Origin of the sequence: Paraburkholderia sp. CNPSo 3274 (genome assembly GCF_024206475.1) — a bacterium.
In the GTDB taxonomy this organism is placed as follows: Bacteria; Pseudomonadota; Gammaproteobacteria; order Burkholderiales; family Burkholderiaceae; genus Paraburkholderia.
On the sequence record NZ_JAMBPR010000005.1, the window covers coordinates 49,926 to 62,276 of the forward strand.

Sequence of the window (12,351 nt, forward strand, 5' to 3'; positions counted from 1 at the left end):
TTTCGCAAATTTTTGGCGAAAACCCACCAGCCAATATCGCCATTCTAAATTGACATCCATCATGTTATTTTGCCGCCGCAAATATCGAGATACGCGATCAGCATATTATTTTTGTGCGAGTTGTTAACGTTTGTCAGATCTCAAACTCAATTCAATACATACTCCGGTTTACCTTGTATAAAGCCGTTCGACATCTCCGATTGAAGTCACTGTCTGAAAGAAGATAAGTATGAACCACAAGAGACCAACATAATGCGGATCCATAAACCTCTCTGGCACGACGGCCTGATCCTTTCGCAGCAACACTTCCAGCAGATGGAGCGCGCGACCGAATTCGCCGTACAGCAGTTCGTGGCCGCGGCTTTTGCTGAGCCTTGGGGCACGCTTGGTGTCGTCGTGGATGAAGAAGCGCTCAAGACGGGCCGGCTGAAACTCGAGCAACTCAAACTGCGCCTGCCGGACGGAACCCCATTCGACTCGACGGTCCGCGACGCGATACCCGGAGGACGCGATCTGACGCAGGGTATCCCCGCGGATCGCCAGAGCTTGATCGTCTACGCCGCGCTTGCGCTGCCCGACGCCAATGGGAACAACTGTCGTTTTGACGAGACCGCGCTCGCGCGGCCGCGGCGCGCCTATCGCGAGTTCGTGAAGGTCGTGGATCTGAACGGCACGACCGAGACCGAGATTGCGGTCGAACGCCACGCGCTGCGCCTGCTCTTCGATTTCGAGCCGCATGCCGATGACACTGTCTGCGCAATAGCGCGTCTCACGCGCGCAGCGAACGGTCAGTTCCAGGTCGATCACCACTTCGTACCGCCGTGCCTCACGCTGGGCAGTCATCCGCTGCACATCGAGCGCCTCAACCGCCTCGCGGACATCCTGCAGGCAAAGAGCCTCGCGCTTGGCACGCGTCGCAGCGAACGCGTCGAGCAGGTTACCGAATACGGCGTGGCCGACGTGCAACTGTTCTGGCTGCTGCACTGCATCCACACGGCGTGGCCACAAATGCGGCTCTTCTTGTCGCATCCCACGCGGCCCCCCGAGCAGCTTTATATCACGCTCGCCCAGCTGGTCAGTGCCCTGACGACATTCTCCACCGCCGTGCAGCTTGCCGATATTCCCGCGTGGGAACATGAGCACGCCGATGACGTGTTCACGAAGCTGGAATCGATGATCCGGGAACTGCTCGATGCAATCATTCCGTCCCGCGTGATCCCAATTGGCCTCACGCGCAAAACCCCGACGACATGGACTGGACAGTTCCTTGACGAGCGCATCGTCGATGGTGTGTCCGACTGGTACCTGTCGGTCAATGCGCGCATGACTGCATTTGATCTGGTCGAACAGTTTCCGCGTCTGTGCAAGATCGGCGCACCGGATGATGTCGAACACATCGTCAATTCTGCACTGCCTGGCATTCCGCTCAAGGCGGTCCAACGCGTGCCCAGCGCCATTCCGGTGCGACTGGACAACCAGTATTTTTCGCTCGACTCCAGCAGCCCCGCATACGAGAGGATGCTCGCAGCGAGAGCGTGTCAGATCTATTTGCCGGGGTCGGTCGCCGATGCCTCGCTTGAACTTTACGCGGTGCTGCGCTCATGAAAGTCCTGACCGATCGCCACGACACGCCCGCGCATCTTGCGTCTGATCCCGACTTTGGTCGCGCGAGCACACCGGGCATCCGGGACCTGCTGCGTGATACCGGATTGCTCGTCACATCACTCGGCGACGACGGAACCGTAAAAAACGCGGAGCAGTTCCGCAACGACTGCCGAAAGCTGATCCAGAAGTTCTCGGACGCCCTCACGCAGTACGGCTATCCCGAAGACGTCAAGCGCGAAGTCTTGCTCGCGCAGTGCGGCCTGATCGATGAAACGGCGCTGCGCCATCTCCCCGAAAGCAGCCGCGCAGCGTGGGCACTCAATCCGTTTCAGGTCGAGCGGTTCAAGGTGCACGACGCCGGCGAATTCGTCATTGACCGGATCGAGGCACGCCTGCGGGAAGCCACACCGAATCCAGACCTGCTCGAAGGTTACGCCGCGATCCTCGGCATGGGCTTTAAGGGGCGCTACGCGCTCGAAGGCGAAAGCAGGCTCATCGAACTCATGGGCGCGCTCAACACACGCCTGAAGACGCTTCGCCCACATGAGACGCGGTCGTTTATGTCTGACCGTGCGGGACGCCAGCTTTCCGACTGGTTCCACAGGCTTTCGCCGTGGGCTGTAGCCGCAGTCGTTTGCGTTGTTGCAGCGGTGATCTGGAGCACGTGGGCCGTCGCACTCAACGCGCAGGTCACACACATTCCATCGGCAAAGGTTGCGCAGCCGTGAAGTCAGACCTGCCCCTGCTGACTTCTGCGCCCAACGATGCGCAGCTTTGCGGCCACGAAGGACTCGATTACCCGTTCCGGCTGCAGGTTCTTCTTGCAAGCGCTCTGGCGCTCATCCTGGTCTGGTTCGTGGCGCGCATCGGACCGGTGCTTGCGTGGTTGCTCTCCTGCGCGGTCGTGTTTGTCGCCATGCTGCTCGTGGTCCTGTATACCCGGCGAATTTCCATCGCGCGCAAGCAGGGCGCACAGGTACTCTGCGCACTTGGGCAAGCAACGGCCGGCATACCCGTCGACCTCCGTACCCGAATGCCGCTCGTGCTGGTGACGGGTGATGATCTGCCCGCACTGTTCAACAGGAATGAAGGCGAGCGTTTCGCCTATGTTGGCGAAGGCGCAATCTGGCTACGTGTGGACAGCCCCAAAGATCTGGCACGTCTGGCCATCGCCGTGAAGCAGTGGCGTGACGGGCCTGCCCCTGATGGCGTCGTGATCTCGGCTGTGCCGGCAAGATACACGGATGTCGATCTTCTAACCCAGTCATTGCGCGCGACACGTCAGGCAGTCGCCGACGCCACGCGCATGCTCGGCGCGCGCGCGCTTCCCGGCTATGTCGCGGTGTATCAGCGACTGACAACCGAAGCCGCGGGGCTTGCCGGGCCGCAATGGCACGGTGTTTCTTCGGCTACCCGCATGGTTGAGGCGCAGCGGTTCGAGACCGTGATACGGGCAGCGGAAGACGAGATCATGAGCGCGGCTAACCGCCATGTGGCGGCCACGCGCGCCGCGGCACTTGCGTCGCTCATTGGCTGGACGCAACGCGTCGTGCTTCACGCGCTTACCGACCCGCGGCAACCGGCTATGCCCTTTGCGCTGTTCGGTGCCGGCTGGATCGACTGCGGCCCCGCGGGCCGTGCAGGCAGCCCATGGAACGTGGATGTGGAAATGCAAACGAGCGTCGTGCGCAACACGGCGCCGGAGTCACCTGCGCCATGGCCGCTACCGCAGCCGCTGATCGAGGCCCTGCCTGTGCGGCACTGGAGATCGCCCCGGCTCCTGGCGCTGATCCATGCCCTTGCGATGTTCGCGTGCGCGGCCGGCATTGCGTTTTGCTGTGCCGGAAAAAACAATCAAACGCTGCTCTCGCGCATTCAAGCAGATCTTGGGCGTTACTCGATGATTCCGGCCGACCACGACGCGGCACGGTGCGAAGCGCTTAGGACCCTCGTGAACGATCGCGACGAACTCGACCGCTACGCACGAACGGGGGTCCCGCTCAATCTGTCGTTCGGACTGTACCGCGGCGCGCGACTGATCCCGGCGCTCAACAACGCGATCGCCTCCTATCAGCCTCCCCCCCCGCCGCCGGCCGTACTCGCGCTTGACAGCATGTCGCTGTTCGACAGCGGCAAGGCCCAACTCAAAGACGGCTCGACACGGATCATGGTCAATGCACTCGAGATGATCAAGGCACATCCGGACAAGCGGATTCTCGTGGCGGGCCACACGGACAACGTCGGTAAGCCCGATCGCAATCTGCTGCTTTCAACCGCTCGCGCCCAAGCTGTGCGCAACTGGCTGGTTGATGCCTCCGGCATCCCAGCCACGCAATTCGCGATCCAGGGCTACGGCGACACGCGGCCGCTTGCGGAGAACGACACAATCGCCGGGCGTGCGAGGAATCGACGGGTAGAGATCACGCTCGTCCCCGACGCGGCGCAGCCCGCCCCGGCGGCTGACACCTCGCAAACGGCAGCGCCTGCAGCGGCGCCCAGGTAGGGAGCGTTTGTCCCCGAAGCCCACGCTTCGGGTTTCGTGAGCCCGGTCACTTTAACTGTCTCCGGGCGATTGTCGTAGTACGAAGAAAGGGAGTTAAGAAATGGCAATTCCGTCATACATGTGGCTCAAGGACGATGGTGGCGCTGACATCAAGGGTTCCGTGACTGTTCAGGGGCGCGAGGGCAGCATCGAGATCACGCAGTTCAACCACGATCTGCATATCCCGACCGATGGCAACACCGGCAAGCTGACCGGCACGCGCGTCCATGCGCCGATCACGCTCGTGAAGGAAACCGACGCGTCGACGCCGTATCTCTACAAGGCGGTGACGAGCGGCCAAACGCTCAAGTCGGCCGAGATCAAGTGGTACAAGATCGACGACGCGGGCAAGGAGAAGGAATACTTCAACACGAAGCTCGAGAACGTGAAGGTCGTGGCGGTCCGTCCGAAGATGCTCGACATCAAGATCCCCGACTACGAGAAGCACAACCACCTCGAGGAAATCGAGTTGCGTTACGAGACCATCACATGGTCCTACAAGGACGGCAACATCATCCACAAGGACACCTGGAACGAGCGCTCCTGAGCGCTCGTTCCCGACGCCGGTCCGGGGACCGTCACCGCATGACAGCCCCCTTTTGCCAGTCCGCGCACGCGGACTGGTGTTCTTTGCTGCACTGGGCGGCCGCTTCCAGTGGCCGCCTCCTTCTCCCCTGCGCCCGCACAGGCAGCCACGACATGACCTTGTACAACGACCGAAGCACACATTCCCGGGACATCAGCCAGCTCCTGCGCCGGCTCAATCCGCATTGCACGACGGCGCTCGAGGCAGCAGCAAGTCTGTGTCAGACACGGCTTGCGGATGAAATCACGGTCGAGCACTGGCTGCTCAAACTGCTCGAGGCGGGCGACGGTGATATTCCCGCAATCCTGGACCACTACGATATGGACGTGGACCCCATATGGAACGCGTTGCTTGGCGCCATTGAGCACACCCCGCGCAACCTGCGCGGCCGTCCGGGCCTCTCCCTGCAACTGGCCGCCGTCCTGCAGGACGCCTGGTCCCGTGCGCTCAACCTGGCCGATGCACATGAGACGACGATCCGCTCGGGACATGTTCTGCAAGCCATCGTCGAGGCGCCGCACGTGCTGCGCACACGCTCCGCGTGGCCGCTGTTGTCCGCGAGCAGCGCGCAGATCCAGCGTCTACTGCCTCGTCTGGGGTCCCGTACGAGCGAAAACCCGCCCGAACGGCCAGAACCGCAAACGGCCGCTGTCACCGCGGCGACAGCGGCCGGCAGTGCAGATCATGCGGAGTCGGCAAAGGCAACGCCGACGGTCGTGCGCAGCGTTGAGGGTGACGCACTGGCCCGCTTTGCGATCGACATCACCGGTAAGGCGCGAGACGGCAAGATCGATCCGGTCTTTGGCCGCGATCGCGAGATCCAGCAGATGGTCGACGTGCTCGCGCGCCGGCGCAAGAACAACCCCATCCTCGTGGGCGAGCCGGGTGTGGGAAAAACGGCGCTCGTCGAAGGCCTAGCGCTTCGTGTGGCCGAAGGCACGGTGCCCAACGTGATCCGCGACGTGCGTATCCTCACGCTCGACCTTGGCCTGCTTCAGGCGGGCGCCGGCGTGAAAGGCGAATTCGAGCAGCGTCTGAAGAACGTGATCGACGAGGTGCAGGCATCGAGCGTGCCGATCCTGCTCTTCATCGACGAGGCGCATACGCTCATCGGCGCCGGCAATGCCGCCGGCGGCGCCGATGCGGCCAACCTGCTCAAACCCGCGCTCGCGCGCGGCGAGTTGCGCACGATCGCGGCAACGACCTGGTCGGAATACAAGGAATACTTCGAGCGCGACGCCGCGCTCGAACGGCGCTTCCAGATGATCAAGGTGGAGGAGCCAGATGACGACGCAGCGTGCCTGATGCTGCGCGGGCTCAAGAGTCGTTACGCGCAATACCACAACGTGCACATTCGCGATGAAGCGCTCGTGGCAGCAGTCAAGCTCTCGCGCCGTTACATCCCGGCGCGCCAATTACCGGACAAGGCGGTCGACCTGATCGACACGGCTGCAGCGCGCGTACGGATGGGTCTCGAATCGCCCCCGGCCGACCTGCAGCGCGCACGCGCGGCCATCTCAGCGCTGGAGCTGGAACGCTCGACGGTGGAAGACGACGCCCGGGCGGGCATCACAGAGATGGAGACGCGTCAGGCAGAACTTCGCGCGGCACTCGTCGAGGCGCAGGCCGCGCTTGACGCGTTGCAGCAGCGCTATGACCAGGAACTTGCGTTCGTGCGTGAACTGCGTGAACAACGGGATGCTCCATCGGATAGTGAACCCGGTTCCCTCGCGCAGGCACACCAAGCGCTCCAATGTATCCAGGGCAAGACACCCCTGATTTTCGCGGACGTGGACGCACAGGCGGTTGCGCGCGTGGTCGCCGAATGGACCGGCGTGCCGGTTGGGAATCTCGTCGAAGACGAACTGCAGAGCCTTCTCACGCTCGAGGCGCAGCTCGCGAAACGGGTTGTCGCCCAGGACGACGCGCTCGTCGCGCTCGCGGAAAGCCTGCGCACTGCCAAGGTCGGATTGAAAAACGAGCATGCACCGCTCGGCGTGTTCCTGCTCGCGGGTCCTTCCGGTGTGGGCAAGACCGAGACCGCACTAGCATTGGCCGACTTGCTGTTCGGCGGCGAGGCGGCACTCACCACGATCAACATGTCGGAGTATCAGGAAGCCCACACGGTTTCGCAGCTCAAGGGCTCGCCTCCGGGCTATGTCGGTTATGGCCGCGGCGGCGTGCTCACGGAGGCGGTGCGACAACGCCCGTACAGCGTCGTGCTGCTCGACGAAGTCGAAAAGGCCCATCGCGACGTGCTGGACCTGTTCTACCAGGTATTCGATCGAGGCGCGATGCGCGACGGCGAAGGACGCGAGATTGATTTTCGCAACTGCGTCATCCTGATGACCTCGAACCTCGGCAGTGCGCAGATCGACGAGTTCACTGCCGACAATCCGGACAGCGCGCAACCCGCGCTACTCGAGGCCATCCGCCCACAGCTCGTCGAGCACTTCCAGCCGGCGCTGCTCGCGCGCTTCCAGACGCTGGTGTACAAGCCGCTCGACGCTGTTGCACTTGGCGCCATCGTGCGGCTGAAGCTCGACAAGGTTGCGGAGCGCCTGAAACGTCAGCACGGTGTCGAACTGGTTTGCGACGATTCCCTGATTGCGGCAATGGCCGAGCCTTGCCTTGCCCGTGAATCCGGCGCCCGTAACGTCGATGCATTCCTCAACCAGCGCGTACTCCCGACGGTGTCGCGTGAGCTGCTCACCCGCATGGCGAGCGGCACAACGCCGGCGAAGGTTGTTCTGTCGAGTTCGGCTGAAGGCAGTCTCACGATTGAATTCGTGGATCAGGCCGAGCCGGTCGTGGTCACGACCGAAACAACAGCAGGGTAAGGAAGACATCGCCATGCCGACAGGCCCGTCCCTCTATGACATGCTGCTTGGCCACATCAATGGCGAGGCACTCGAAAACCACGATGACAACACGCTCGAAATCCTGAGCGTCCAGGCAAACATTGGGCGAATCATGAATACGAGGGCGGGTGCGCTCAAGCATGTGCCCGAGTATGGATTGCCGGACCTCACCGACGTCTACAAGAACCTGCCAGCGTCAGTCCACGATTTACGCAACCAGATGGAAAACACGCTGCTCAAGTTCGAGCCGCGCCTGCGTTCGATCGACATCGAGATCAGCGACAGGCCCGATCCCGGGCTCCTCGTGAGCTTCACGATGGTCTGCCATTTGAGGAAGGCCGGGCTGGTTCGGTTCGGAACGTATTTCGAGCCACCCGGGCGCATGCGTGTCGAGCGGCTTGTCAATCGCGAACGTGAGCGCTAGTCCGTTTCCGATCCTTTTTATGCGACAGCGCCTCGAATCCGAAATGGCGTTCGACGCGCGTCTATCGACCGCAATTCGCGCTCGGCCACGCTCACGCCCTCGACGATCGAAGCCGACGCGACGCACCGCAGCCGACTACATCGACCTGCCCCCGCCCCGATCGGCTAAGATACGGCTCCGCAAAAGCCATTTATCGAACCAACGGAGTGTTTTCAGTGATTCAGGCAATTCAACCGGGCGCCGTCTTCAAGGACAATCTCGCACTGCTGCCGGGCATCGACGGCATCGAGCGCATCGATCTCGTGGACGCTCAGGGCAAGGTGGCCGCGAGCATCGAAAACAAGCCCGGCAAGCAGGGCTCGCTCGCGATCTACCACTATCTGCGCGAAGCCTTCGGCACGCTCGACGCCAACGCGGCCGAGCATGGCCTCGCCGTGTTCGCCGAGCACACCGCCGACGCGCGCAACCGCCCGGGCGCGCACCCGAACGTCGATCGTCTGCTGGAAATCGCGGCAGGCGGCCCGACGCTGCGCATCGACGTGATCGCCGCAGCCTGAGCGTTGCCTTCGCAGGCGTGCCGGCCGGCACGCCTCTTTCCCCCACCCTCACGCCGAAAGCTCTTCGAGCCGCACGCCATTCGTGCGCGGCCCGAATCCGCCGATGGAAATCATCACCGCGAGCATGCACACGGTGATGCCGGCGAACACGCCGCCCACACCAAAATCGCGCAACAACGCGGCGATGATGAAACCCGACATCATCGCGCCCACGCGGCTCGCGGAATAGACGATGCCGTTGGCGCTGCAACGTATCGCAGTGGGGAAAAGCTCAGCCTGGTAAGCGTGATAGCACACGGAAATGGTCTGCCCCGCAAGGCTGATCAGGACACCGAGCGAAATCAGCGCGAGCGGCCCGCGCGCCTGCGCGAACAGCAACCCGAACACGATAACCGCGAAAGCCGAGCCGACGATGAGCCACTTGCGCTCGATGCGATCGGCCACGAGCATCGCGAGCAGCGGCCCGCACGGCAGCGCAACGGCGATCACGACTGCATAGAGCAGGCTCTTCGTGACGCTCACGCCTTGCCCGATCAGGAGCGTGGGCACCCAGTTCGCGAAGCCGTAATAGCCCACGGCCTGGCACAGGTTGAACGCGATCAGCATGATGAGGCGCGCACGGTACGGCGGCTTCCAGAGCTCCGCGAGCGAGGCGCGCCGGTGCGCGGGCAGCACGAGCGTGGGCGAAGGCTCGGACAAGGGTTTGCCGCTTTCGCGCACGGCGCGTTGCTCCATCTGAGCGATCACACGTTCGGCCGCCTCGGTTTGACCGTGCGTGACGAGCCAGCGCGGGCTTTCCGGCACGGCGCGGCGCACGAACCACACGATCGCTGCGCCAAGCGAACCGGCGAGCACGACCCAGCGCCAGCCGTCGAGACCGAGCGGCGCCTGCGGCACGAGCCACCAGGAAAGCAACGCGGAAATGGGCGCCGCCGAAAACATGATCGCCTGATTCAGCGCCATGGCGCGCCCGCGCATCTGCTGCGGGACCATCTCCGTGACATAGCTGTCGATGGTGACGATCTCGATGCCCACGCCTATACCTGTGATGAAGCGCCACAGGATCAGCCCCTGCGAGGTATGCTGAAACGCCATCGCCACCGAGCCCACCGAATACCAGAGCAGCGAGAATGTGAAGACGCTTCGTCGTCCGAAGCGGTCGGGCAGCCAGCCGAAGCAGAATGTGCCGATGAAAAGACCCGCGAAAGTCGCGGCCACGAAGGCCCCAATGCCGTTGAAGCCGAAGAATGCGTGCGTGGTGGTTTGCAGCATGCCGCTTTTTGCCATGCCCGGCGCAATATAGCCCGTGAAGATGAGATCGTAGACCTCGAAAAAGCCACCCAGCGAGATCAACATGACCAGCATCCAGAGCTGGCGCGTGGCGGGCAGGCGGTCGAGCCGCGCGGAAAGCGCCGCGGCGGCGCGATTGCCCACAGGTGGGGTCGTGACGGCGTCGAGCGGGGCGTCTGCGCCGAGGATTCGTTGCATGCTTGTCTCCGTGACGACGCCTCGCTGGGCGTCATTCTTGTGAACGCCGGGCCCGCGCGCGCGCGGCGCGCGTGCGAGCTTCTGGTGGCTCGTTGCACGCGCAACCGTATGGCAAACCGGCGGGGGGAACCGCGAACGTGCTGCGTCTACTTCGTCTGCCGCTTACTCAGGGCGCTGCGCGTGACTTCAGGGCCGCCAGCACCTCGTCGGTATGCTCGCCCACCCGCGCGAGCGGTTGACGCACGCCGGGACGGCGGCCCCCCATCATGAGCGGCAGCAGCACGACTTCGGTCGTGCCGCCGTCGTCGGTCTGCATCGGCACGAGTCCGCCGCTCGCCTTGAGGTGCGGGTCGTCGAGCAACTGGTCGGGGCGTACGATCGGCGCGTACGGAATGCCGGCCGCTTCGAGGCGCGGCATGAGTTCGGCCACCTGCTGCGTGGCGAGCACGGTGCCGAGGCGCTCGAGCAGTTCGGGCCGCACCGCCACGCGCAAGGCGTTGTTCGCGAAGCGCGGCTCGTCGGCAAGCTGCGGGCAGCCGATCACGTCGCACAGCGTGACGAACTGCTTGTCGCTCACCGCACCGATGAAAAGCTGTTCACCCTCGGCAAGCGTGAACACGTCGTACACGCTCCAGGCCGAAACGCGCGAAGGCATGGGAGGCGGTGCTTCATGCGTCATGGCGTATTGCTGCATGTGCTGCGCGCTCAGGAACACGCAGTTCTCGAACAGCGCGCTCTGCACCTCCTGTCCGCGCCCGGTCGCGTCGCGCTCGCGCAGCGCGGCCAGCACGCCGATCGCGCCGAACATGCCGCCCATGATGTCGTTCACCGAGGTTCCCGCGCGCAGCGGCCGACCCACAGGCCCGGTCATGTACGAGAGGCCGCCCATCATCTGCACGACTTCGTCGAGCGCGAGACGCTTTTCATACGGGCCCGGCAAAAAGCCCTTGTGCGAGACGTAGATGAGGCGCGGATAGCGCTGCGAGAGGGTGGCGTAATCGAGGCCGAGCTTTTCCATGAGGCCGGGCCGGAAGTTTTCGAGCATCACGTCGCACTCGCCGATCAGCTCGACGGCTGCTGCACGGCCCGATTCGGTGTTGATGTCGAGCACCACGCTCTTCTTGTTGCGATTGAACGAGCGGAAAAACCCAATGCCGAGGCCCGGCAAATTGCGCGTCTTGTCGCCGCCGGGCGGTTCGATCTTGATGACTTCGGCGCCCAGGTCCGCGAGAATCATCCCGCAGGTGGGACCCATGACCATGTGCGTGAATTCGACGACGCGCACGCCGTCGAGCGGCAAACGGTTTTGCGTATTCATAAGGATCTCAAACTAGTCAGGCATGATGCGCGATTGCGCCAAAGGTCTTCGGCAGGCCGGCGCGCCAGAGCGTGCCGTGCAGCGTTTCGCCCTCCAGCCACTGGGCCACGCGCGCGCGCAGCGCCAGCAGCCGTTCGATGTCGATGCCGGTGTCGATGCCCATGTCGGCGAGCATGAACGCGAGGTCTTCGCTCGATGCATTGCCGCTCGCGCCCGGCGCATGCGGACAGCCGCCGATGCCGCCGAGCGTGGCGTCGAAGCGCGTGACGCCCGTTTCCAGCGCCGCATAGACGTTGGCGAGCGCGAGGCCGCGCGTGTCGTGAAAGTGCGCGCAGCACAGCCGCTCGCCCGCGATCTTGCGCGCGGCCTCGAAGAGTTCTCGCACGGCGGCGGGGTTCGCGTAGCCCACGGTGTCGGCCAGGCTCACGCGGTCCGCGCCCGCGTCGAGCAGCGCCTGCATGCAGCGCAGCACCTCCGCTGACTCGACGCGCCCTTGCAGCGTACAGCCGAACGCCGTGCCGATGCCGCCTTCGATCAGCGTCCTCGCGCCGCTGGCGTCACGCGCGGCGCGCATGCGCGCCACCTCGGCCACGACTTCATCGGGCGTCTTGCGCAGGTTCGCGAGGCTATGCGCCTGACTCGCGGAAAGGGGCACGAGCATCAGGTCCGCTTGCGCCTCCAGCGCGCGCTCGGCGCCCTTCAGGTTCGGCACGAGCACCGAGACGACGAGACCCGGCAGCGTCTTTGCGTATGCGACGAGTTCCGCCGTATCCGCGAGCTGCGGCAGGAGGCGCGCAGGCACGAACGAACCCACTTCGATCTCGCGCTGGCCGGCTTCGTGCGCCGCGCGTATCCACTCGATCTTGTGCTCGGTAGGCAGCACCGTCTGGATGCTCTGCAGGCCGTCGCGCAGGCCGACTTCGCGTATGACTGCACGAGTCTGGGCCCACTGAGGTAATGGGGGCATGAA

General features: G+C 63.8%; 10 protein-coding genes. 7 read left to right on the forward strand and 3 right to left on the reverse strand.

What is annotated here, in order from left to right:
• Positions 1-252: 252 nt before the first annotated feature.
• The 7 genes from tssK (at position 253) to M3I54_RS04580 (ending at position 8,575) form a co-directional block, all read left to right on the forward strand.
• On the forward strand, positions 253-1,605 hold the full coding sequence (tssK, locus tag M3I54_RS04550) for a type VI secretion system baseplate subunit TssK (RefSeq protein ID WP_254333392.1): 1,353 nt from the start codon (positions 253-255) through the stop codon (positions 1,603-1,605).
• Positions 1,602-2,333, forward strand: a complete 732-nt coding sequence (locus M3I54_RS04555; protein WP_254333394.1) for a DotU family type IV/VI secretion system protein — start codon at positions 1,602-1,604, stop codon at positions 2,331-2,333. The genes tssK and M3I54_RS04555 overlap by 4 nt, the downstream gene beginning before the upstream one ends.
• Positions 2,330-4,108, forward strand: a complete 1,779-nt coding sequence (locus tag M3I54_RS04560; RefSeq protein WP_254333396.1) for an OmpA family protein — start codon at positions 2,330-2,332, stop codon at positions 4,106-4,108. The genes M3I54_RS04555 and M3I54_RS04560 overlap by 4 nt, the downstream gene beginning before the upstream one ends.
• A gap of 100 nt (positions 4,109-4,208) precedes the next feature.
• Positions 4,209-4,694 carry an Hcp family type VI secretion system effector gene (locus M3I54_RS04565; RefSeq protein WP_254333398.1) on the forward strand — a complete coding sequence of 162 codons (486 nt, stop codon included), beginning with the start codon at positions 4,209-4,211 and terminating at the stop codon, positions 4,692-4,694.
• 152 nt (positions 4,695-4,846) lie between these two features.
• On the forward strand, positions 4,847-7,573 hold the full coding sequence (tssH, locus tag M3I54_RS04570) for a type VI secretion system ATPase TssH (protein WP_254333400.1): 2,727 nt from the start codon (positions 4,847-4,849) through the stop codon (positions 7,571-7,573).
• Between the two features lie 13 nt (positions 7,574-7,586).
• Positions 7,587-8,018, forward strand: a complete 432-nt coding sequence (gene tssE / locus M3I54_RS04575) for a type VI secretion system baseplate subunit TssE (RefSeq protein ID WP_254333402.1) — start codon at positions 7,587-7,589, stop codon at positions 8,016-8,018.
• Between the two features lie 218 nt (positions 8,019-8,236).
• Positions 8,237-8,575 (forward strand): DUF2322 family protein, encoded by a 339-nt coding sequence (locus M3I54_RS04580; RefSeq protein WP_254333648.1) that lies wholly within the window; start codon positions 8,237-8,239, stop codon positions 8,573-8,575.
• 48 nt (positions 8,576-8,623) lie between these two features.
• Here M3I54_RS04580 and M3I54_RS04585 read toward each other — a convergent pair whose 3' ends face one another.
• The 3 genes from M3I54_RS04585 to M3I54_RS04595 form a co-directional block, all read right to left on the reverse strand.
• Positions 8,624-10,063, reverse strand: coding sequence for an MFS transporter (locus tag M3I54_RS04585; RefSeq protein WP_254333404.1), 1,440 nt, complete (start codon positions 10,061-10,063; stop codon positions 8,624-8,626).
• A gap of 166 nt (positions 10,064-10,229) precedes the next feature.
• Positions 10,230-11,381: a CaiB/BaiF CoA-transferase family protein gene (locus M3I54_RS04590; protein ID WP_254333407.1), complete on the reverse strand. Its 1,152-nt coding sequence runs from the start codon at positions 11,379-11,381 to the stop codon at positions 10,230-10,232.
• A 16-nt stretch (positions 11,382-11,397) separates the two neighbouring features.
• The gene (locus M3I54_RS04595; RefSeq protein ID WP_254333409.1) at positions 11,398-12,348 is read right to left on the reverse strand and encodes a hydroxymethylglutaryl-CoA lyase; all 951 of its coding nucleotides are present in this window, start codon (positions 12,346-12,348) and stop codon (positions 11,398-11,400) included.
• Positions 12,349-12,351 lie beyond the last annotated feature (3 nt).

What these genes read in the sequence shown, in the direction of transcription:
- M3I54_RS04595 (WP_254333409.1), bottom strand. Translation starts at nt 12,348, where the DNA reads ATGCCCCCATTACCTCAGTGGGCCCAGACTCGTGCAGTCATACGCGAA.
- M3I54_RS04590 (WP_254333407.1), bottom strand. Translation starts at nt 11,381, where the DNA reads ATGAATACGCAAAACCGTTTGCCGCTCGACGGCGTGCGCGTCGTCGAA.
- M3I54_RS04565 (WP_254333398.1), top strand. Translation starts at nt 4,209, where the DNA reads ATGGCAATTCCGTCATACATGTGGCTCAAGGACGATGGTGGCGCTGAC.
- tssE (WP_254333402.1), top strand. Translation starts at nt 7,587, where the DNA reads ATGCCGACAGGCCCGTCCCTCTATGACATGCTGCTTGGCCACATCAAT.
- tssH (WP_254333400.1), top strand. Translation starts at nt 4,847, where the DNA reads ATGACCTTGTACAACGACCGAAGCACACATTCCCGGGACATCAGCCAG.
- M3I54_RS04555 (WP_254333394.1), top strand. Translation starts at nt 1,602, where the DNA reads ATGAAAGTCCTGACCGATCGCCACGACACGCCCGCGCATCTTGCGTCT.
- M3I54_RS04585 (WP_254333404.1), bottom strand. Translation starts at nt 10,063, where the DNA reads ATGCAACGAATCCTCGGCGCAGACGCCCCGCTCGACGCCGTCACGACC.
- tssK (WP_254333392.1), top strand. Translation starts at nt 253, where the DNA reads ATGCGGATCCATAAACCTCTCTGGCACGACGGCCTGATCCTTTCGCAG.